Annotated in this window: 16 protein-coding genes, 1 rRNA gene and 1 pseudogene; 4 read left to right on the top strand and 14 right to left on the bottom strand. The window is 71.2% G+C overall.

Annotation, left to right across the window (positions count from 1 at the left end; genetic code table 11):
* Positions 1 to 103: 103 nt before the first annotated feature.
* Together ACIBLC_RS15545 and ACIBLC_RS15540 are read right to left on the bottom strand one after the other, a co-directional pair.
* Positions 104 to 730: an NUDIX domain-containing protein gene (locus ACIBLC_RS15545; RefSeq protein ID WP_399211451.1), complete on the bottom strand. Its 627-nt coding sequence runs from the start codon at positions 728 to 730 to the stop codon at positions 104 to 106.
* A 124-nt stretch (positions 731 to 854) separates the two neighbouring features.
* Entirely contained in the window at positions 855 to 2,531 is a 1,677-nt protein-coding gene (locus ACIBLC_RS15540; protein ID WP_399211801.1) for a CTP synthase, read from the bottom strand.
* A 472-nt stretch (positions 2,532 to 3,003) separates the two neighbouring features.
* Here ACIBLC_RS15540 and ACIBLC_RS15535 point away from each other — a divergent pair, with 472 nt between their 5' ends.
* Together ACIBLC_RS15535 and ACIBLC_RS15530 are read left to right on the top strand one after the other, a co-directional pair.
* Positions 3,004 to 4,806 (top strand): glycoside hydrolase family 15 protein, encoded by a 1,803-nt coding sequence (locus ACIBLC_RS15535; RefSeq protein WP_399211450.1) that lies wholly within the window; start codon positions 3,004 to 3,006, stop codon positions 4,804 to 4,806.
* A gap of 259 nt (positions 4,807 to 5,065) precedes the next feature.
* Positions 5,066 to 6,694, top strand: coding sequence for a PucR family transcriptional regulator (locus tag ACIBLC_RS15530; protein ID WP_399211449.1), 1,629 nt, complete (start codon positions 5,066 to 5,068; stop codon positions 6,692 to 6,694).
* A gap of 9 nt (positions 6,695 to 6,703) precedes the next feature.
* Here ACIBLC_RS15530 and ACIBLC_RS15525 read toward each other — a convergent pair whose 3' ends face one another.
* The 5 genes from ACIBLC_RS15525 to ACIBLC_RS15505 form a co-directional block, all read right to left on the bottom strand.
* Complete coding sequence (locus ACIBLC_RS15525) at positions 6,704 to 7,840, bottom strand: glycosyltransferase family 4 protein (RefSeq protein ID WP_399211448.1); 1,137 nt, start codon at positions 7,838 to 7,840, stop codon at positions 6,704 to 6,706.
* Between the two features lie 364 nt (positions 7,841 to 8,204).
* Positions 8,205 to 9,935 (bottom strand): DNA repair protein RecN, encoded by a 1,731-nt coding sequence (recN, locus tag ACIBLC_RS15520; protein WP_399211447.1) that lies wholly within the window; start codon positions 9,933 to 9,935, stop codon positions 8,205 to 8,207.
* A 189-nt stretch (positions 9,936 to 10,124) separates the two neighbouring features.
* The gene (locus ACIBLC_RS15515) at positions 10,125 to 11,030 is read right to left on the bottom strand and encodes an NAD kinase (protein ID WP_399211446.1); all 906 of its coding nucleotides are present in this window, start codon (positions 11,028 to 11,030) and stop codon (positions 10,125 to 10,127) included.
* The gene (locus tag ACIBLC_RS15510) at positions 11,027 to 11,842 is read right to left on the bottom strand and encodes a TlyA family RNA methyltransferase (RefSeq protein ID WP_399211445.1); all 816 of its coding nucleotides are present in this window, start codon (positions 11,840 to 11,842) and stop codon (positions 11,027 to 11,029) included. The genes ACIBLC_RS15515 and ACIBLC_RS15510 overlap by 4 nt, the downstream gene beginning before the upstream one ends.
* Positions 11,843 to 11,849: 7 nt before the next feature.
* Positions 11,850 to 12,155 carry a hypothetical protein gene (locus ACIBLC_RS15505; protein ID WP_399211444.1) on the bottom strand — a complete coding sequence of 102 codons (306 nt, stop codon included), beginning with the start codon at positions 12,153 to 12,155 and terminating at the stop codon, positions 11,850 to 11,852.
* Positions 12,156 to 12,197: 42 nt separating this feature from the next.
* Between ACIBLC_RS15505 and ACIBLC_RS15500 the strand changes: the two genes are divergently transcribed.
* Positions 12,198 to 12,545: an SCP2 sterol-binding domain-containing protein gene (locus ACIBLC_RS15500; RefSeq protein ID WP_399211443.1), complete on the top strand. Its 348-nt coding sequence runs from the start codon at positions 12,198 to 12,200 to the stop codon at positions 12,543 to 12,545.
* On the opposite strand, the gene ACIBLC_RS15495 is transcribed toward ACIBLC_RS15500, so the two are convergent.
* From ACIBLC_RS15495 to ACIBLC_RS15480, 4 genes are all read right to left on the bottom strand, one after another.
* Positions 12,529 to 13,422: an ABC transporter ATP-binding protein gene (locus tag ACIBLC_RS15495; protein WP_399211441.1), complete on the bottom strand. Its 894-nt coding sequence runs from the start codon at positions 13,420 to 13,422 to the stop codon at positions 12,529 to 12,531. The two genes, ACIBLC_RS15500 and ACIBLC_RS15495, sit on opposite strands and share 17 nt — an antisense overlap.
* Complete coding sequence (locus tag ACIBLC_RS15490; RefSeq protein WP_399211440.1) at positions 13,419 to 14,501, bottom strand: FecCD family ABC transporter permease; 1,083 nt, start codon at positions 14,499 to 14,501, stop codon at positions 13,419 to 13,421. The genes ACIBLC_RS15495 and ACIBLC_RS15490 overlap by 4 nt, the downstream gene beginning before the upstream one ends.
* Entirely contained in the window at positions 14,498 to 15,541 is a 1,044-nt protein-coding gene (locus ACIBLC_RS15485; protein ID WP_399211439.1) for a FecCD family ABC transporter permease, read from the bottom strand. Before ACIBLC_RS15485 ends, ACIBLC_RS15490 begins: the two co-directional genes overlap by 4 nt.
* Before the next feature lie 79 nt (positions 15,542 to 15,620).
* Complete coding sequence (locus tag ACIBLC_RS15480; RefSeq protein WP_399211438.1) at positions 15,621 to 16,649, bottom strand: HAD hydrolase-like protein; 1,029 nt, start codon at positions 16,647 to 16,649, stop codon at positions 15,621 to 15,623.
* A 72-nt stretch (positions 16,650 to 16,721) separates the two neighbouring features.
* Here ACIBLC_RS15480 and ACIBLC_RS15475 point away from each other — a divergent pair, with 72 nt between their 5' ends.
* Positions 16,722 to 18,011: a DUF1015 domain-containing protein gene (locus ACIBLC_RS15475; protein ID WP_399211437.1), complete on the top strand. Its 1,290-nt coding sequence runs from the start codon at positions 16,722 to 16,724 to the stop codon at positions 18,009 to 18,011.
* Between the two features lie 66 nt (positions 18,012 to 18,077).
* Here ACIBLC_RS15475 and ACIBLC_RS15470 read toward each other — a convergent pair whose 3' ends face one another.
* From ACIBLC_RS15470 to rrf, 3 genes and pseudogenes are all read right to left on the bottom strand, one after another.
* Complete coding sequence (locus ACIBLC_RS15470; RefSeq protein ID WP_399211800.1) at positions 18,078 to 18,905, bottom strand: hypothetical protein; 828 nt, start codon at positions 18,903 to 18,905, stop codon at positions 18,078 to 18,080.
* Positions 18,906 to 19,160: 255 nt separating this feature from the next.
* A pseudogene (locus tag ACIBLC_RS15465) lies at positions 19,161 to 20,351 on the bottom strand (hypothetical protein); the annotation flags it as partial.
* Positions 20,352 to 20,474: 123 nt separating this feature from the next.
* Positions 20,475 to 20,591: ribosomal RNA gene (gene rrf, locus ACIBLC_RS15460) — 5S ribosomal RNA — on the bottom strand.
* Between the last annotated feature and the right edge of the window lie 210 nt (positions 20,592 to 20,801).

Genomic DNA, 20,801 nt, shown 5'->3' with positions numbered 1-20,801 from the left:
TGCGACGATCCGTGCGGAGCGCGGCGGACAGGTCCCCCGATCGGATCAGGCGATCGTAGGACTGATTGCGTCGGACGGGTGTCGGGCGGAGGCCGGGCGGGGGTCAGACCTCGAAGGGCCGGGCCGGCCACGGGGCTTCCGCCGGGCGCAGCGCGTCGAGACCGTCGCCGTTCCGCGCGGCGACCAGCGAGAGCACGCCGACTGCGAGGCAGGTGTTGTGGAGGTCTCCGGCGAGTACCCGTCGTACGAGCTCGTCGACGGGGACCCGGGCCAGCTCCATGTCGGCCTCCTCGTCCTCGACCTCGAAGCGCTGTCCCTCTGCCTCCGAGAGGTCGCGGGCGAGGAAGACGCGGACGGCCTCGGTGCAGCCGCCGGGCGTGGTGTAGACGTCGGTGAGGACCCGCCAGGTCTCGGCCTTGATGTGCGCCTCTTCGTAAAGCTCGCGCTGCGCGGCGGTCAGGGGGTTCTCGCCGGGGATGTCGAGGAGCCCGGCCGGGATCTCCCAGAGCTTGTGGCGCACGGGGTGGCGATACTGGCGCAGCACCAGGACGCGGTCCTCGTCGTCGAGGGCGAGGATGGCGACGGAGCCGGGATGGACCTGGTAGTCGCGGCGGGCGACCGATCCGTCGGGCATGACCACGTCGTCCGTACGGACCGAGGTCTTGTTGCCGACGAACGGGGTCTCGCTCGCCCTGATCTCCCACTCCTCGGCGGTGTCCTTGATGGTCATGCCCTGTCCTCCCACACGTGCAAAAGAAACTGGCCCCGCACAGGAACCGTTACCGGTACCCGTGACGGAAAACGGGGTGCACACCTCGAAAGGCACACACCCCGGACACCGTACAACCCTCGTGTTACTTGGCTGTCTTGCCTGTCTTGCGTTCCACCGCGGCCTTGACCAGGCCCGCGAAGAGCGGGTGCGGGCGGGTCGGGCGGGAGCGGAGCTCGGGATGGGCCTGGGTCGCCACCAGGTACGGGTGGACGTCGCGCGGGTACTCGACGTACTCGACGAGCTTGCCGTCCGGCGAGGTCCCGGAGAACTGGAGACCGGCCTTCTTCTCCAGCTCCGCGCGGTAGGCGTTGTTCACCTCGTAGCGGTGCCGGTGCCGCTCCTCGACGTACTCCTTGCCGTCGTACACCTCGCGCGCGATGGAGCCCTCGGCGAGCTTGGCCGGGTACATGCCCAGCCGCATGGTGCCGCCCATGTCGCCCTCGCCCGCCACGATGTCGAGCTGCTCGGCCATGGTGGAGATGACCGGGTGGGCGGTGCCGGGGTCGAACTCGGTGGAGTTGGCGTCGGCGATGCCGGCCAGGTTGCGCGCGGCCTCGATCACGATGCACTGGAGGCCCAGGCAGAGGCCGAGCAGCGGGATCCTGTTCTCACGGGCGTACTGGATGGCGCCGACCTTGCCGGACACGCCGCGGTCGCCGAAGCCGCCGGGGATGCAGATCGCGTCGACGTCGCCGAGCTGCCTGGCCGCGCCCGCCGGGGTCTTGCAGTCGTCCGAGGTGACCCATTTCACCTTCACGCGGGCCTTGTTCGCGAAACCGCCGGCGCGCAGCGCCTCGGTGACGGAGAGGTAGGCGTCGGGCAGGTCGATGTACTTGCCGACCAGCGCCAGGTTGATCTCGTGCAGCGGGCTGTGGACGCGGTCGAGCAGGTCGTCCCAGGCCGTCCAGTCCACGTCGCGGAAGGCCAGGTCCAGCTTGCGGACGACGTACGCGTCCAGGCCCTCGGTGTGCAGCACCTTCGGGATGTCGTAGATCGACTTGGCGTCGATGCAGGCGACCACGGCCGCCTCGTCGACGTCGCACATCAGGGAGATCTTGCGCTTGATGGCGGTGGGCACCTCGCGGTCCGCCCGCAGCACGATCGCGTCCGGCTGGATGCCGATGTTGCGCAGCGCGGCAACCGAATGCTGGGTCGGCTTCGTCTTCAGCTCCCCGGAGGGGCCGATGTACGGGAGGAGCGAGATGTGGACCACGAACACGTTGTCGCGGCCGACCTCGTGACGGACCTGACGGACCGTTTCCAGGAAGGGCAGCGACTCGATGTCGCCGACCGTGCCGCCGACCTCCGTGATGACCACGTCGACGTCGTCGGTGGCCATCCGGCGGATGCGGTGCTTGATCTCGTTGGTGATGTGCGGGATGACCTGCACGGTGTCGCCCAGGTACTCGCCGCGCCGCTCCTTGGCGATGACCGTCGAGTACACCTGGCCGGTGGTGACGTTGGCCGAGCCGTCCAGATCGACGTCGAGGAAACGCTCGTAGTGGCCGATGTCCAGGTCGGTCTCGGCGCCGTCGTTGGTGACGAACACCTCACCGTGCTGGAACGGGTTCATGGTGCCCGGGTCGACGTTCAGATACGGGTCGAGCTTCTGCATCGTGACCCGCAGGCCCCGCGCCTTGAGCAACATACCCAGACTCGAGGCCGTGAGTCCCTTGCCGAGGGAGGAAGCGACACCCCCGGTGACGAAGATGTGCTTGGTCGTCGTGGCTGTGCTGTTTCGAAAAGCAGCGGGCGTCATGGCCAAGAGGGGGCTCCCGTGGTCGCGGTCTGGGGTGCGTACCGGCGTGGTGTCCGAAGATCTCCGGAGGTGCCGTCGCTGCGGTTCGGGGGTTTTTCTCCCACCGGTCCACGGGCTACCAGGGTATCAGCGCCGCGGAGAGGCTGCTTCCGGCCACGCTCCGCACACACGTCGACACGTACCCCACACGCCACGCACTGGAGTCTCACTCGATCGGCCCACCCGGGTTACCGGGAGCGGCACGCGGATCTTCCACGTGCGTCGTATCCTGCTCGGACACTCGCTGCCGAGCCCGGCTGAAACACGGCACCTACCCCGTCCGTATCCCGGAACACGAAAGCTCGTCAGTTCGTTTCGCAACGACAATCGCACCGACTATTGACGTTTCGTAGCGACGCATTACCAACGTTCCCTTGACCGCAAGAGCGACCGCCCCGCAGGGGGCGAGGTAGCCGTTCGACTGGAGTTGCACGTGGCCGGGCGCATCGAGGACTACGCACTCATCGGAGACATGCAGACAGCGGCGCTGGTCTGCCGGGACGGCACGGTCGACTGGCTGTGCCTGCCCCGCTTCGACTCCCACGCCGTCTTCGCAGGACTGCTCGGCACGGAGGAACACGGATTCTGGCGGCTGGGGCCGGCGCACGCGGCCGACGCCAAACCGCCGACGGCGGCGCGCCGCACCTATCGCGGCGACTCGCTGATCCTGGAATCCGAGTGGGACACCCCACGCGGCACGGTCCGCGTGACCGATTTCATGCCCCCGCGTGACGGCGCGCCGCAGCTGATCCGGATCGTGGAGGGCGTCACGGGCCGGGTCCCGATGCGCTCCGCGCTGCGGATGCGTTTCAGCTACGGCCGTGTCGTGCCCTGGGTGCACAAGCACGAGGGGCGGACGGTCGCCGTCGCCGGCCCCGACTCGGTGTGGTTCGACACCGCCTGCGAGACCTACGGCAAGGCGCTGACCACCTACGCCGACTTCACGGTGGCACCGGGCGACCGGATCGCGTTCACCATCTCGTGGGAGCCCTCGCACAAGGCACCGCCCGCCCTGCCGGAGCCGGAGGAGTCGCTGGAGGCCACCGCGGAGTTCTGGCGCGACTGGGTCGACCAGTGCACCTACCACGGCCCCTACCGCGAGGCCGTCGTACGCTCCCTGATCACCCTCAAGGCCCTGACGTACGGACCCACGGGCGGCATCGTCGCCGCGCCCACGACCTCGCTCCCGGAGGAGATCGGCGGCGTACGGAACTGGGACTACCGCTACACCTGGCTGCGTGACGCGGCGATCACGCTGTCGTCGCTGCTGCGCACCGGCTATCGCGAAGAAGCCCGCGCCTGGCGCGAGTGGCTGCTGCGCGCGGTCGCCGGCGACCCGGAGAACCTGCAGATCATGTACGGCATCGCCGGGGAACGGGAGCTGGGCGAGGCAGAGCTCCACTGGCTTCCCGGGTACGAGAACTCGGGGCCCGTACGAGTCGGCAACGGCGCCGCGGGGCAACTCCAGCTCGACGTGTACGGCGAGGTCACCGAGGCCCTGCACCTCGCCCACATGACGGGCCTGTCCCGCAACGACTACGCCTCGCTCCTCCAGCTCAAGCTGATCCGCTACCTGGAGGACCACTGGGACCAGCCCGACGAGGGCATCTGGGAAGTCCGCGGCCCTCGCCGGCACTTCGTGCACTCCAAGGTGATGGCCTGGGTCGCCGTCGACCGCACGATCAAGCTCATCGAGTCCGGTGACGCGGACGGTCCGCTGGAGAAGTGGCGCGAGCTGCGCGACGACATCCACCGGGACGTGTGTGAGAAGGGTTACGACAAGGAGCGCAACACGTTCACGCAGTCGTACGGCTCCAAGGAGCTGGACGCCTCGCTGCTCCTCATCCCCCAGATGGGCTTCCTGCCGCCGGACGACAAGCGCGTGATCGGGACCATCGAGGCCATCCAGCGCGAGCTGTCGACCTCGGACGGTTTCATCCTGCGCTACCCGACCAGCGGCGAGAACGCGGGCGTGGACGGCCTGGAGGGCGACGAAGGTGCCTTCCTCGCCTGCTCGTTCTGGATGGCGGACGACCTCGCGATGATCGGGCGGGTCGACGAGGCCCGCAAGCTCTTCGAGAAGCTGCTCGCCCTCCGCAACGACCTGGGCCTGCTCGCCGAGGAGTGGGACTCCCGGCTCCAGCGCCAGGTCGGCAACTTCCCGCAGGCGTTCAGTCACGTTCCGCTGATCGACACGGCCCTGAGGCTGACCGCTTCGGGGGCGTACGGCGGCTGAACACGATCGACGCCCGCTCCTGAACGGCTCCCGAACGTCCTGAACGCGCCCGATCCGCCGTGCCCGCCTGGGCTGGAAGGCAGTCCTGTCCCCCGCCGAAAGGGGCGGCTGCCAGGGTTCCCCTCTCCAGGGCGGGCGCGGCTTTCGCCGCGCTCCAACCACAACATCGCTCCCGTGCCCGGCTGAGCGGCCGGTCACTTCCGCTCCCGTAACGGGCCGGAGATGTTCCGAAACGTGCCGGCGGGTAGCGTCCGGAACCATGGACAGCCGTTACGACACCCAGGGCGCCGGAATCACCGTGCGGCGGGCGCTTGAGCTGCCCGGCCTGCGCGGCGGGCTGCCGGAGATCCTCGCGGGGGCCGACCGGCTGCAGCGCACCGTGCGCTGGGTGCACGCGGGCGAGGTCCCGAACATCGCCTCGCTCCTGAAGGGCGGCGAACTGCTCCTGACCACGGGGTACGGCCTCGGCACCCGCCCCGCAGACCAGCGCGCCTTCGTCCGCACGCTCGCCGAGCGCGGCATCGCGGCCCTCGTGGTGGAGCTCGGCCCGCGGTTCACCCGGCTGCCCGCGGCCCTCGTGGAGACGGCCAGGTCGGCCGGTCTCCCGCTCGTCCAGCTGCACCGCGAGGTGCCCTTCGTGGCCGTCACGGAGGAGATCCACACCGAGATCGTCAACGGCCACTACGCCCTCCTCCAGCGGGCCGAGGAGGTGCACAGGCGCTGTACCGAGGCACTGCTCGGCGGGGGCGGCGTCCCCCAGGTCCTCGGGATCCTCGCGGAGTTCAGCGGCAATCCGGTCTTCCTGGAGACGGCGGAGGGGCAGCTCCTGTACGCCGCAGGGTCGGGCGGCTCGGGCGCCGATCCGCTCCAGGTGTGGGAGGGCATGCGCGGCCAGCACAAGGAGGAGCCGCCCGCGGGAACGACTCTCGTGGACGTGCCCGGGGGCGGCCCCGGCACCGGTTCGGTACGGGCACGGCTGGTCCTGCTGCCCGTCAGCGCCCCGGTCGCCCCGGTGCACCGGCTCGCGGCGGAGCGGACCGCCGGAATCCTGGCCGTCGTCCTGATGCAGGCCCGCCAGGAGGAGGAGCTCGCGGCGCGCGGACGCGGCGACTTCCTCACCGACCTCGCCGAGGGCCGTATCGAGGCCGAGGACGCTCCGGCGCAGGCCCGGGTGCTCGGCTTCAAGCCCGGCGGCAGCCCGCTCCTGCCCGTCGTGATGCGGCTCGCCGACGGCCTCTCCCCCGGCGGCGGCTGGGCGGTCCTGGCCCGCGCGGTCGCCGAGGAGCTCGCCTCGGTCGGAGTGCCCGTCCTGCTCGGCGTACGTCCGGTCGAGGGCAGGGTCCCGCTGCTGCTGGGATTGCGGTCGGAGTCGGAGCGCTCGGCGGTCGCGGACCGGGTCGCGGCGGCGCTGCGGGCGGGCGTGGAGCGGGCGGGCATGCAACGGCCCGGCGCGCTGCCCCCGGTGGTGGTGGTCGGCGTCGCGGGCGGCTGGGCGGCGGCCTCGGCGGGTCTGCGGCACGCGGCGGAGACGGCGACGGCCGCGCAGGGGCTGACCGACCGCCCCTGGTACGACGCCCGGCGCCTGGACATCGACCTGCTGCTGTGGCGGCTGCGCGACCATCCGGACCTTGCGGCCTTCGTGGACCGCGCGATCGGCCCCCTCCGCGCGCACGACAACCGCTCCAAACCGCCGCTTCTCCCCACCCTGGAGACGTACTTGGCGCACGCGGGCCGCAAGGCGGAGACGGCCCGTGAACTGCACCTCAACCGTCAGACGCTCTACAACCGCCTCGCCCGGATCGGGGAGTTGCTGGGCACGGACCTGGACGACCCCCAGACCGTACTGGCGTTGAGCCTGGCGCTGCGGGCCCGGAGACATGTGTCGTAGGTGGCTCGCTCAGGGCAGCGGTCGCGCCTCGGTCAACTCGTCGTAGACACTCAGTACTTGGGCCACCGTCTCGTCCTCGGTCGGCCAGGTGGCGGCTTGCCGGACTCCCCTGTCCCTGAGGAGTTCCCGGCGCGCGGGGTCGCCGAGAAGGCCTGTGACGGCTTCGGCGAGCGCCTTCGCGTCTCCGTACGGGACGAGTTCGGCCGCGTCGCCGACGAGCTCGTGGATTCCGCCGACGGCGGTCGCGACGAGCGGCACGCGCGCGTGGAGGGCCTCCTGCGCGAGCACGGACCTGGACTCCCAACTGCTGGGCAGCAGCGCGAGATCGGCCGCGGCGAGGAGCTCCGTGATGTCGTCGCGCCGCCCCATCAGACGGACGGGCAATCCCTCGTCCTCGATACGGCGCTGAAGGACCGCCCTGAGCGGCCCCTCCCCCGCGATCACGAGCAGCGGCATGGGGTCGAGGTCGCGCCACACCCGCGCGGCGTCCAACAGCGTCTCGTACCCGCGGTGCGGGTCGAGGGAGCCGACGGCCATCAGTAACGGCCTTCCGGTGGTGCCGAGTTCGGCCCGCGCCTTGTGCCGCAGCAGGTCGGGGTCCCCGTGCTCGACAACACCGCGCGGCACCGGGGAGGCGACGGCGGAGAGCCGCGCGTCGCGAGCGCCCCTGCTGCGGGCCCGGTCCACCAGGTCGGAGGACGTGCCGAGAACGACGGCGGCGGCCCTGGCGACCCGCCGCTCCAGCAGTCGCAGCAGATGCGCCCGCGTACCCTCGGCGGGCGGACGCGTGTGCCAGGTGACGACGAGCGGGGTGTGCCACCCGCTCAGCGCCAACGTGGCCCGCAGCGCGGCGTGCAGTCCGTGCGCGTGCACCAGGTCGGCGTCCGCGCAGGCCATCCGCAGCGCGGCCACCGAGGCGGGGTCGTTGCTGCGCGGCACGGGGACATGCCGCGCGCCCACACCGGTGAACCCGTAGGCGCGATCGGCATCACTGGGGGCGCACACGGTGACCCGCACGCCCCGGGCGACGAGCCCCGAGGTCAGCGACCGCACATGCGCACCGCTGCGCGCGCTTCCACCGCCGAGCACCTGCACGGTGCGCAACGGCGACTGGCCATGCGGTGAGTGGCTGCTCACGTGGGTCACGTGGCCGGGGCTCCTGGTTCGGCGTCGGACGGTCACGAAGAACGTACAGAAGGATCGTGCGGAGAAACGTACAGAGGGGGTGTACCGCACATCGCGCTCCGCGTCCAACGCCAAGGATGCCAGGCCGCACACCCGTTCCGGCACCACCACCCGAACGCGGACACGACTCCCCGCCCAACTCGACAGCCGCAGTCACTCACACGAGTGACAGGCCCCCGCCCCCGTCACGCGATTCCGCCCAGCCGAACCGCCGGACGACCGACGCGGGCGACGCGGGAGCGAGCACGGCACCGGCGTACGCAGGCTCAGCCACCGTCACGCCACGCCCCACCACGCCGCCGGCGGGTCACCCGCCACCGAACAACTACCCGTCCGCCCGAGCCGTGGCCAGCAGTTCCTCCGCGTGTGCCCGGGCCGTCTCCGAGTCCTCCTGGCCGGCCAGCATCCGGGAGAGCTCGCGGATGCGGTCCTCGCCCTCCAGGACCTTGACGCCGGACCGGGTCACGGACCCGTCGTTGGTCTTCTCGACCAGCAACTGCCGGTCGGCGAAGGCGGCGACCTGCGGGAGGTGGGTGACGACGACGACCTGCGCGGTCTTGGCGAGGCGGGCGAGCCGCCGGCCGATCTCGACCGCGGCCTTGCCGCCGACACCGGCGTCGACCTCGTCGAACAGATACGTCGGCACCGGGTCCGTACCCGCGAAGACGACCTCCACCGCGAGCATCACGCGTGAGAGCTCACCGCCGGAGGCGCCCTTGGCGATGGGCCGCGGCGGCGCGCCCGGGTGCGGGGCGAGCAGCAGCTCGACCTCGTCGACACCCGCGGGACCGTACGCGACCGTTCGGCCGTCGAGCCGCACGCCCTCCGGGTCGTCGGTCTGCCGGATCTCGAACGACACGCGTGCGTGCGGCATGGCGAGCGAGGCCAGCTCGGCGGTCACCGCGGCGGCGAACCGCTCGGCCGCCTCCGTACGGGCCTCCGTCAACCCCTGGGCGAGGCCGCCCAGTTCGGCGCGCAGGGCGTCCCGCTCGGCGGTCAGTTCGTCGAGCCGCTCGTCGTCGCCGTCTAGTTCGAGCAGCCTGGCGGCCCCCTGCTGGGCCCAGGCGAGCACGGCGTCGATGTCCTCGCCGTACTTCCGTGTGAGTTGGGTCAGCGCTGCCCTGCGCTCCTCGACCGCCGCGAGCCGCAGCGGATCGGCGTCGAGATCGTCGGCGTACCCGGCCAGCTCCCCAGCCACATCCCGCAGCAGGATGTTGATCTCGCCGATCCGCCCGGACAGCGCACCGAGCGAGGAGTCGTGCGAACGTACGGCCTCGAGCGCCCGGTGCGCTCCCGCGACGAGCGTCGCCGCGTCGATGCCCTCGGGATCCTCGGGATTGCCGGCGAGCGCCGCGTGCGCGACCGTGGCGGCCGAGGCCAGCGCCTCCGCGTGGCCGAGCCGCTCGGCCTCGGCGGCCAGCTCCACGTCCTCGCCCTCGCGCGGCTCGACGCCGGCGATCTCGTCGAGTCCGAAGCGCAGCAGGTCGGCTTCCTGGGCCCGTTCACGCGCGCGGGTGGTGATCTCGTCCAGCTCGGCCGAGATGGCGCGCAGCCGGCGGTAGGCACCCGCGTACTTGGCGAGCGGCACGGCGACCGCGTCCCCCGCGTACCGGTCGAGCGCCTGCCGCTGCCGGGACAGCTTGAGCAGCCCCTGCTGGTCGGTCTGGCCGTGCACGGCGACGAGTTCGTCGGCGAGCTCGGCGAGCACCCCCACCGGCACCGAGCGCCCGCCCAGATGGGCCCGCGAGCGCCCCTCGGCGGAAACGGTACGGCTGATCAGCAGCGCCCCGTCGTCGAGTTCGGCCCCGGCCTCCTCGGCCCGTACCACCGCCGTGCCGCCGACGGGCAGGGTGATCCGCCCCTCCACGACCGCGCTCTTGGCGCCGATCCGCACCAGGGCGGGGTCGGCACGTCCGCCCAGCAGCAGCCCGAGGCTGGTGACCACCATCGTCTTGCCCGCACCGGTCTCACCGGTCACCGCGGTGAAGCCGGGCGACAGCTCGACCACCGCGTCGTCGATGACTCCGAGCGACCGTATCCGCATCTCCTCCAACACGGACACGACCTTACGAGGTCAGGGACCGGATGTGCGACGGCCCCCACCCCGCTGGTGCGAAGGCGCAGGTGACAAGGACCCACAAAGGGTCCGTTGTCACCCGCGGGAGTGGGACACCGTACAAACGCCGTACACCGGCCGCACCACCGCTCCGGACCTCCTACGACCGATGCGGCAGACCTCGTACGACTAGTGCGGCGCCCCACGCCACCCGGAAACCGGCAGCGCGAACTTCGCCACCAGCCGATCGGTGAACGACGCGTGGTGCAGCCGGGCCAGCCGCACCGGCACCGCCCCCCGCCGGACCTCCACCCGCGCCCCCGGCGGCAGCTCCAGCATCCGTCGCCCGTCGCACCACAGCACCCCCGGCGGAATGTGCGGCAGCACCTCCACCGCGAGCACCGAGTCCGGCGAGGTCACCAGCGGCTTCGCGAACAGCGCGTGCGCGCTGATCGGCACCATCAGCAGCGCCTCGACCTCCGGCCAGACCACGGGCCCGCCCGCGGAGAACGCGTACGCCGTGGAACCGGTCGGCGTCGCGCAGACGATCCCGTCGCAGCCGAACCCGGTCACCGGCCGCCCGTCGATCTCCAGCACCACTTCGAGGAGCTTCTCGGCGGACACCTTCTGCACGGCCGCTTCGTTGAGAGCCCAGTCGGTGTGCACGATGTCGCCGTTCTGGTGCACGACGACGTCGACGGTCATCCGCTCCTCGACCTCGTACGCCTTGGTCACCACCCGGTCGACGACCTTGTCGAGGTCGTCGCGCTCGGCCTCCGCGAGGAACCCGACCCGGCCGAGGTTGACGCCGAGCATCGGCACCCCGGACGCGCGGGCGAACTCGGCGCCGCGCAGCAGCGTCCCGTCACCGCCAAGCACGATCAGCAGCTCGCAGCCGTCGAGGCACTGCGGTGTGGCCTCCTTCACCAGCTCCACGGTCGGTGGCAGCGGCAGGTCGGCCGCCTCCGCCTCCAGCACCCGTACGCCGATCCCGGAGCGCAGCAGCCCCTGGACGACGAGTTCGGCGCTGCGGATCGCAGCGGGCCGCCCGGTGTGGGCGAGCAGGAAAACTGTACGAGCTCCGGTCTGTGTCAACGCGGCCCCTCCGCCACTGCACGGTCAACGTCGGCCGGGTCGAGTTCGGGTGCCCCGGCACGTAGCCACAGAAAATACTCGACATTGCCCGAAGGCCCCGGCAGTGGACTGGCCGTGACCCCCCGCACCCCGAGTCCCAGCTTCCAGGCACGCGCGGCCACCCCGCGCACGGCCTCCGCCCGCAGCTCCGGGCTGCGCACGACACCGCCGCTCCCCAGCCGTTCCTTCCCCACCTCGAACTGTGGCTTGACCATCATCACCAGATCGGCGTCGGGCGCCGCGCACCGCGCGAGGGCGGGCAGCACCAGGCCGAGCGGGATGAAGGACAGATCCCCGACAACAAGATCCACGGGCTCCCCATCGATCGCCTCCAACGTCAACTCGCGTACGTTCGTACGGTCCTTGACTGTGACGCGTTCATCGCTCTGCAGAGACCAGGCAAGTTGACCGTAGCCGACATCGACGGCGAGCACATGGGCGGCTCCCGCGCGCAGCAGTACATCGGTGAAGCCGCCGGTGGACGCTCCGGCGTCCAGCGCCCGCCGTCCCGCGACCTCGAGCCCCTGCGGGACGAAGGCCTCCAGCGCGCCGGCGAGCTTGTGTCCGCCGCGCGAGACGTAGTCGGGGTCGCTGTCGTCCTGGGTCACCACGATCGCGGCCGCCGTCTCCACCTGAGTGGCGGGCTTGACCGCGAGGGTCTTGCCGACGGTGACCCTCCCCGCGGCGATCAGCTGTCCGGCGTGCTCGCGCGAGCGGGCGAGTTTCCGGCGGACCAGCTCGGCGTCCAGGCGGCGGCGTGCCACTCCTGCCACGTTCGGTTCAGCTCCTGCGGTTGTACGGCGATGGGGGCGCCGGGGATTCCGGGCGGGCGTCGAGCGCGGTGAGCGCGTCGCGCAGCCCCCGGTGTACATCCTCGTACACCTCGACGTGTCCGTCCGTCGCGAGGTGGTCGGCGTCGGCCAGCCGGTCGAGCTGGGCGTCGATGTCCGCGTTGCCGGTGGGGGTGCGCGGCACGTTCAGCGGGGCCGGGGCGGCGAGGTCGTACGCGGGGTCGGCCTCGGCCGGAACCTCCGGCTCCGGGACCTCGCCCTGCGCGGACGGGGTCCGGGGCACTGAGTCGCTCATGCCCCGACGCTACCCCGAAGCGCTGCGGTACCGTCGATCACGATGGCGACGATCGAGGAGTGCCGCAGTGCGCTCGAGAAGCTTGCGGACAACATGGCGGGCGCCGACGGGGACGTACGCGAGGCGGCGGCCCTGAACCGCTCGCTGAGCTGCCGTGTCACCGACCTGGACGTCACCTTCGTCGGCCGTCTCGAGGACGGCCGGATCAGGGTGCTGGACACCCTCCAGGGGCCGCCCCGCGAGAAGGCCCAGATCAGGCTCACCATGTCCGGCGACGATCTGGTCGCCATGGTCGACGGCGAGCTGCACTTCGCGAAGGCCTGGGGTTCGGGCCGGGTGAAGCTGGAGGCGAGTGTCCTCGATCTGTTCCGCCTCAGGAAGCTTCTGTAGCGGCCACCCGCGCGCGTGCCTTGCGCGCCGCGGGCACCACCAGCGGGGTGCCCGTCTCCGGGTCGTCGATGACCTGGCAGCGCAGCCCGAAGACCTCCTCGACCAGACCGGCCGTGACGATGTCGCTCGGCGGGCCCTCGGCGATGACCTCGCCCTCGCGCAGGGCGATCAGGTGGGTGGCGTACCGGGCCGCGTGGTTGAGGTCGTGGAGCACGGCGACGAGGGTGCGGCCCTGTTCCTCGTGCAGCTCGGCGCACAGGTCCAGGACGTCGATCTGGTGCTGGATGTCGAGGTACGTCGTGGGCTCGTCGAGGAGCAGCAGCGGTGTCTGCTGGGCGAGCGCCATCGCGATCCACACCCGCTGGCGCTGGCCGCCGGAGAGTTCGTCGACATAGCGATCGGCGAGCTCGGCGACGCCGGTCGAGGCCATCGACTCCTGGACGACCCGCTCGTCCTCCGTGGACCACTGACGCAGCAGCCCCTGGTGCGGATAGCGGCCCCGGCCCACCAGGTCGCCGACGGTGATCCCGTCGGGCGCGATCGAGGACTGCGGCAGCAGCCCCAGCGTCCTGGCCACCTTCTTCGCGGGCATCGACTGGATGACCTGCCCGTCGAGCAGCACCCGCCCCTGAGCGGGCTTGAGCATCCGCGAGAGGGCACGCAGCAGTGTCGACTTGCCGCAGGCGTTCGGGCCGACGATCACGGTGAAGGAGTTGTCGGGTATCTCCACCGACAGCTTCTCCGTGATGACGCGCTGGTCGTAGGCGAGGGTGACGTTCTCGGCGGACAGGCGGTTCACGGTGGTGGTGCTCCTCTTGGTCTTCTCGTTCGCTGCGGCGCCCGTTCGCGACCGGCCCGCCTTCCGCGCGGCGCTCATATCCGGCCCGCCTTCCGCTCGGTGACCAGGAGCCAGAGCAGATAGACACCGCCGAGGACTCCGGTCACCACACCCACGGGAAGCTGGTCGGCGCCGAAGGCCCGCTGCGAGGCCCAGTCCGCGACGATCAGCAGGGTCGCGCCCATGCACATGGAGGGCACCAGGTTCGGCCCCGGCGAGCGGGTCAGTCGCCGGGCGAGCTGCGGCGAGGTGAGCGCCACGAAACCGACCGGGCCCGCGGCGGCGGTGGCGCCCGCGGTGAGCAGCACGGCGGCCAGCATCAGCAGCAGCCGCGTCCGCTCGACCCGCACTCCGAGCGCGTACGAGACGTCGTCGCCCATCTCCGTCATGCGCAGCCCGCGCGCGTTGGCGAGGACCAGCGGGACGAGGACGGCGCACATGATGAGCAGCGGCCATACCTGGGTCCAGTCACGGCCGTTGAGGGAGCCGGTCATCCAGACCACCGCGCGGGCAGCGTCGACGATGTCGGCCTTGGTGAGCAGATAGCCGTTGACCGCCGTGACGATCGCGGAGACACCGATGCCGACCAGAACCAGTCGATAACCGTGCACGCCCCGCTTCCACGCGAGCAGATAGATGGCTAGTCCGGTCACGAGGCCGCCGACGAGCGCCCCGAGGGCGACCTGGTTCGCGCTCCCCGAGAACAGCACGATCACGATGAGCGCACCGGCCGTCGCGCCCTGCCCGAGGCCGAGCACGTCCGGACTGCCCAGCGGATTGCGGGAGACGGACTGGAAGACCGCGCCGGCCAGCCCGAGTGAGGCCCCCACCAGCAGGCCGACGACGACCCGCGGCAGCCGCAGGTCGTTGACGATGTACTCCTGGATCGCGGTGCCGTCGCCGGACAGTGTCCTGAGGACGTCCGGTGCCGAGATCGGGAAGTCGCCGGTGCCGATCAGCGCGACGCTCGCGGTGAGCGCGGCGGCCAGCAGGAGCACGACGACGGCGAACGCCCGGACGTCGAGCCGGACCGACAGCCCCCCGGGTGTCCGAACGGCCCGGGTACCCCGGACGCGAAGAGCCGGATGGCCCCTCTCCCGGTTGCGTGTGGTCGTCACAGCTGCGCCGTCCTCCGCCGTCGTACGAGATAGATGAAGACCGGGCCGCCCAGGACCGCGGTGACGATGCCGACCTGCAACTCCGCGGGCCGCGCGACCATCCGGCCGACGACGTCGGCGCCGAGCAGCAGCACGGGCGACAGCACGGTCGCGTACGGCAGGATCCAGCGCAGGTCGGGCCCGGTGAAGGACCGGACGACGTGCGGGACCATCAGGCCGACGAACACGATCGGCCCGCAGGCGGCGGTCGCGGCGCCGCACAGCACGGTCGCGGCGGCCATGGACAGCGCGCGGGTGCGGTTCAGGTTGGCGCCCAGCGCGCGGGCGGTGTCGTCGCCCATGGTCACGGCGTTCAGCGGGCGGGCGAGGGCCAGCGCGAGGACGGTGCCGACCGCCAGGAACGGCAGCACCTGCTTGATGGTGGTGTCGGTGGCCGACGCCAGCGAGCCGACGGTCCAGAACCGCATCCTGCCCAGCGCCGCGTCGTCCGTGATCATCACGGCCTGCAGATAGCCGTAGAGCGCGGCGCTGATCGCCGTGCCCGCGAGCGCGAGCCGCACCGGGGTCGCCCCCCGGCTGCCGCCGAGGAACCAGACCAGCGCACCCACCGCGGCCGCCCCGAAGAAGGCGAACCAGACGTAGCCGCTCAGACTCGTGACACCGAAGTACGTGATGGCGGTGACGACCGCGGCGGACGCGCCCGCGTTGATCCCGAGCAGTCCGGGGTCGGCCAGCGGGTTACGGGTCAGCGCCTGGAGGACGGCCCCCGCGAGCCCCAGCGCGGCGCCGACCAGCAACCCGAGGACGGTACGGGAGAGCCGGTCACCGACCACGACATCCGCGTACGTCCCCGAGTCGTGGAACAGGCCGTGCCAGACCTGATCCAGCGGCAGCGCCTTCGCACCGATCGCGATACTCGCCAGCGCGACGAGCACCAGCAGGCCCAGGGAAGCCAGGAGCCCAAAGGTGCGAATCGCCCGGCGGGTTGGGGGCGCGGGGGCGGTCTCCGCACGCGCTTCGGGGGGACTGTCTACCAACACCCGGTTAGGTTAGCCTACCCTCGCATTCCAGCTGGATCCCAGGTCACCGCGGCCGGGGGTGTCCGCATCCCCTCCGCGCTCAGAGCCCCAGCCGCGCCAGCGCCTTGCCCCCGTCCAGCTCGCACGTCCCGTCGCCGGCCGCCGTCCAGGCCGCCGCGCACAGCGCCCGCAGCCCGTCCAGGGCCTCGCCGTCCCCCTGCAACTCCAGCCGCTCGGTCCCGGCCGTCGCCGTCCAGCCGCCGCAGCGGAACCCGTCCGCCGACTCGGTGACCTCGGGCTGCCCCGTGAGCAGACCGCGCAGATCGGCGTCGACGTACGTCGGCCGGTGCTGCGGCGGAGCGGCGAGCAGTTGCGGGCCGTCCGTGACGCCGGTCAGTACGAGCAGCGAGTCCACCTCGCCGTTGAACGCGCCCTCGATGTCCGTGTCGAGCCGGTCACCGACGACCAGCGGCCGCTCGGCCCCGGTCCGCAGAATCGTCTCGCGGTGCATCGGGGGCAGCGGCTTGCCCGCCACCTGCGGCTCGGCGCCCGTGGCGATGCGTACGACCTCGACCGCCGCGCCGTTCCCGGGGGCGATCCCGCGTGCGCTCGGGATCGTCAGATCGGTGTTGGACGCGAACCACGGCACCCCGCGCGCGATGGCGTAGGACGCCTCCGCGAAACGCCCCCAGGGCAGATCCGGACCGCCGAATCCCTGGACCACAGCCGCCGGATCGTCGTCCGCCGACTCGACCGGTTCGAGCCCTCGCTCGCGCAGCGCGACCCGCAGCCCCTCCCCGCCGATGACCAGCACGCGCGCGCCGGCGGGCACCTGCTCGCTGATGAGCCGGGCCGCGGCCTGCGCCGAGGTGATGACGTCGGAGGCCCCGGTCGGTATCCCCAGCTCCGTGAGGTGCTCGGCCACCGCGTCCGGCGTCCGCAGCGCGTTGTTCGTGACGTAGGCGAGGTGCATCCCTCCGGAGCCGGCCGTGCCCAGGGACTCAACGGCGTGCGCGATGGCGTTACCGCCCGCGTACACCACTCCGTCCAGGTCGAGCAGAGCCGTGTCGTACGCCTCGCTCAGGGCCCGCGCACTGCCCTCGGGCCGCGTCCTGACGCTCTGGCTCATTCCGCATCGCTCCTCATTCGATCCCTTTGCCCCGATCATCGCGCATGTCACTGACACACTTACGATGCCTGAATGAACTATGCAGGTCCCGCGCACGTACCCGCACGCATGGGCCTTGATCTGAACCCCTTCAGGGGCCTGCGCTACGACCCCGACCGGGTCGGCAGCCTGGCCGCCGTGACCTCACCGCCGTACGACGTCGTCGTACGGCCGGACGGTCTGCTCCACCTGGAATCCGCCGACCCGCACAACATCGTCAGGCTGATCCTCCCGCAGGACCCGACCCCCACCGCGCGCAACCAGCAGGCTGCCGAAACCCTGCACCTCTGGCTGTCCGAGGGCGTCCTCACCACCGACACCGAGCCGGGTCTGTACGTCTACGAACAGCGCGACGGCGGCATGCTGCAACGCGGCATCATCGGTGCCCTGCGTCTGTCGGAGCCGTCGGACGGCGTCGTCCTCCCCCACGAGGACGTGATGCCGCACGTCATCGCGGACCGCGCCGCCCTGATGCGCGCCACCTCCGCGAACCTCGAACCCCTGCTGCTGACGTACCGCGGCAACGGTTCCCGGGCAGGCACCGCCGCCGTGATCGAACGCACGGCCAAGCACCCGCCGCTCCTCTCCACCACCACGGAGGACGGCTTCAGCCACCGTCTGTGGGCGGTCACCGACCCGGCCGATCTGACCGAGATCCGGACAGATCTCGGTCACCACCAGGCCCTCATCGCCGACGGCCACCACCGCTGGGCAACGTATCTGCGTCTACGCGCGGAGCATCCCTCCCCCAGCCCCTGGGACTACGGCCTGGTCCTCCTGGTCGACACCACTCGCTATCCGCTCCGCGTCCGCGCGATCCACCGCCTCCTGCACCGCCTGCCGGTCGCCGACGCCTTGGCCGCCCTCACGGACACCTTCCGCGTACGCCGCCTCGACGTCCCCCTCGCCGAGGCCATGGAAGCCCTGGCCGCGTCGGCCGCGCAGGGAAACGCCTTCCTCCTGGCCGGCGACGGCGCCTTCCACCTGGTCGACCGTCCGTCCCCGGCTCTCCTCGCCCGTACGATCCCGGGTGACCACCCGCAGGCCTGGCGGACCCTGGACGCGACCGTCCTGCACGCCACGCTCCTCGAACACGTCTGGGGCATCCCGGAGGACTCGCCCGAGCACGTCGCGTACATCCACGACACCGAGGCGACGGTCGACAAGGCGGAGCGCGACGGCGGCACGGCCGTCCTGATGCATCCGGTCCGCGAGGAGGTCGTACGCGAACTGGCCCGCCAGGGTGTCACCATGCCGCGCAAGTCGACGTCGTTCGGCCCGAAACCGGCCTCGGGCCTGGTACTCCGGGCACTCGCGGGCTGACAGAAGCGGACGGGCGGAACCCCTTCCGGAGTCCCGCCCGTCCGCTTCTACGTGTCCTGCGCGGCGTCAGCCCTGCGACGCGCCCTTGGGTGCGTCATCGCCGTCGGCGTCGGCGTCGTCCGGCGTCGGCCCGTTCTCCAGAGCCTCGTCCTCGTCCTCGTCGTCATCCTCATCGTCGAACTCGGCCACGGTGTCGCTCTCGGACTCGATCGGAGCCGGCACGTCCGTCACCGTCACCGTCGTCACCGACGCCGTCTCGTCCTCATCGTCGTCCTCGACGAACGCGTCGACGAACGCGACGCCGTCCAGTTCGGCGAGCCGGTCGGAGGCGTCGGTGCTGCCGTCCTTGTCGGACTCGATGGCCTTCGCGAACCACTCGCGCGCCTCACCCTCCCGACCGGCCGCGAGCAGCGCGTCGGCGTAGGCGTAGCGCAGTCGCGCGGTCCAGGGCTGCATGGAGTTCGAGGCAAGCTCGGGACCCTGGAGGGTCACGATGGAGGCCTCGATCTGGCCCATGTCCCGTCGCGCGCCGGCGGCCACGAGACGCATCTCGACCTGCCCGGGCTTGTCCAGCTTCTGGACCTCGGGCGCACCGGCCATGTCCAGCGCCTTCTCGGGCCGGCCCAGACCGCGCTCGCAGTCCGCCATGACCGGCCAGAGGTCCACACCGCCGGTCATACGGCGCGCGGCCCGGAACTCGGCGAGCGCCTCGCTGTACTTCTGGCTCGCGTACGCGGCGAAGCCGGCCGCCTCCCGTACGGCGGCAACGCGCGAGGCCAGCCGCAGGGCGACCTTCGAGTAGCCGTACGCCCCCTCGGGGTCCTCGTCGATGAGCCGGGCGACCATCACCAGGTTCTTGGCGACATCCTCGGCAAGCCCCTTGGGGAGACTCATCAGTTCCTGCCGTACGTCCTTGTCGATCTCGTCGCCGGTGACGTCCTCGGGGATCGGCAGCCGCTTGATCGGCTCACGGTCCCGGTCACGGTCGTCCCGGAAACCGCCACCACCACGGCGGTCGTCGCCGCGCCTGTCGTCACGGCCCTGGAAGCCACCGGGGCGACCGCCGCCCCTGTCGTCACGCCGCGGGCCGGCTCCCCGATCGTCACGACCACGGAACCCACCGCCTCGGTTGTCGTCACGGCGGTTGTCGTCGCGTCGGAACGCCGGACGGTCGTCACGGCGAGCATCACCACGGTCATCGCGACGGAAACCGCCACGGTCACCACCACTGTCACGCCGATCACCACTGTCACGGCGGTCGTCACGACGGAAACCACTGCCACCACGGTCATCGTCACGACGCGGACCACTGCCGGCACGGTTGTCGTCACGACGCGGACCACTGGTGGGCCGGTCGTCACGACGGAAGCCACCGGTACCACGGTTGTCGCCACGGCTCTCGTCGCGCCGGAACGCCGGACGGTCATCACGACGGTCGTCACGGCGAGCATCACCACGGTCATCGCGGCGGAAGCCCCCACGGTCACCACCGCTGTCACGGCGGTCGTCACGACGGAAACCGCTGCCACCACGGTCGTCATCACGACGCGGACCACCGCCGGCTCGATTGTCGTCACGACGCGGACCACCGCTGGGCCGGTCGTCACGACGGAATGGCGGGCGATCCCCCTCGCGGCGGAACCCACGGCTGTCGTCGCGTCGGAACGCCGGACGGTCATCGCGGCGGTCGTCACGGCGGGCGTCGCCACGGTCGTCACGACGGAAGCCGCCGCGGTCTCCACCATCACGCCGATCATCACGGCGCGGACCACTGGTGGGCCGGTCGTCACGACGGAAGCCACCGGTACCTCGGTTGTCGTCACGGCGGTTGTCATCACGCCGGAAGCCGCCACGGTCACCGCCGCTCCTGGCATCGGGCCGCCCCTGGCCTCCGCGATCGCCATCACGGCGCGGACCGCTGCCGGCACGGTTGTCGTCACGACGCGGACCACTGGTGGGCCGGTCATCTCGACGGAAGGCCGGACGGTCGCCCTCTCGACCGGTTCCCCGGTCCCGGTCGTCGCGACGTGGCCCGCTGGGACGATCGTCACGCCGGAACGGCGGACGACCACCGCGGTCACCCGCACCCCGGTCGTCGCGGCCACGGAAGCCACCGGTACCACGGTTGTCGTCACGCCGGGTGTCATCACGGCGGTTGTCGTCGCGCCGGAAACCGCCACGGTCACCGCCGCTCCTGGCGTCGGGCCGGCTCTGGCCTCCGCGATCGCCGTCACGGCGATCGTTGTCGCGGCGAGGGCCCCCGCGGTAGCCGCCGCGGTCACCACTGTCCCGGCTTCGCTGGTCGCGCTCCGGTCGCTCATCGGGAGAGTTGGTGGACATGGTGACTCCTGTCTTCGGTACCGCAAGTCATTCTCGCGCAGCCAGGTACCCGGCGCGCTTCGGAAAAACAAAAAAGGACCTCTGGTCCCAGCGAGTCGCTGGGACCAGAGGTCCTCAAGATTTGTTCGGCGGCGTCCTACTCTCCCACAGGGTCCCCCCTGCAGTACCATCGGCGCTATAAGGCTTAGCTTCCGGGTTCGGAATGTAACCGGGCGTTTCCCTCATGCTATGACCACCGAAACCCTGTCAGACTCCCCACAATAAAGTGGGGTATCGAACGGGCAGCGAACAAGCACACTATTCAATTGATTAGTGAAACTGTTCAGCCAGCACAACCGTTCGTTGTCTGGGAACTACACAGTGGACGCGAGCAACTGAGGACAAGCCCTCGGCCTATTAGTACCAGTCAGCTTCACCCATTACTAGGCTTCCACATCTGGCCTATCAACC

Origin of the sequence: Streptomyces sp. NPDC050535 (assembly GCF_044457665.1) — a bacterium.
GTDB lineage: Bacteria > Actinomycetota > Actinomycetes > Streptomycetales > Streptomycetaceae > Streptomyces.
This window is presented reverse-complemented; position numbering and strand designations above follow the sequence as displayed.

Coding starts and splice junctions, on each gene's coding strand:
- ACIBLC_RS15545 (WP_399211451.1), bottom strand. CDS start 730: ATGACCATCAAGGACACCGCCGAGGAGTGGGAGATCAGGGCGAGCGAG.
- ACIBLC_RS15540 (WP_399211801.1), bottom strand. CDS start 2,531: ATGACGCCCGCTGCTTTTCGAAACAGCACAGCCACGACGACCAAGCAC.
- ACIBLC_RS15530 (WP_399211449.1), top strand. CDS start 5,066: ATGGACAGCCGTTACGACACCCAGGGCGCCGGAATCACCGTGCGGCGG.
- ACIBLC_RS15505 (WP_399211444.1), bottom strand. CDS start 12,155: ATGAGCGACTCAGTGCCCCGGACCCCGTCCGCGCAGGGCGAGGTCCCG.
- ACIBLC_RS15500 (WP_399211443.1), top strand. CDS start 12,198: ATGGCGACGATCGAGGAGTGCCGCAGTGCGCTCGAGAAGCTTGCGGAC.
- ACIBLC_RS15495 (WP_399211441.1), bottom strand. CDS start 13,422: ATGAGCGCCGCGCGGAAGGCGGGCCGGTCGCGAACGGGCGCCGCAGCG.
- ACIBLC_RS15480 (WP_399211438.1), bottom strand. CDS start 16,649: ATGAGCCAGAGCGTCAGGACGCGGCCCGAGGGCAGTGCGCGGGCCCTG.
- ACIBLC_RS15475 (WP_399211437.1), top strand. CDS start 16,722: ATGAACTATGCAGGTCCCGCGCACGTACCCGCACGCATGGGCCTTGAT.
- ACIBLC_RS15470 (WP_399211800.1), bottom strand. CDS start 18,905: ATGAGTCTCCCCAAGGGGCTTGCCGAGGATGTCGCCAAGAACCTGGTG.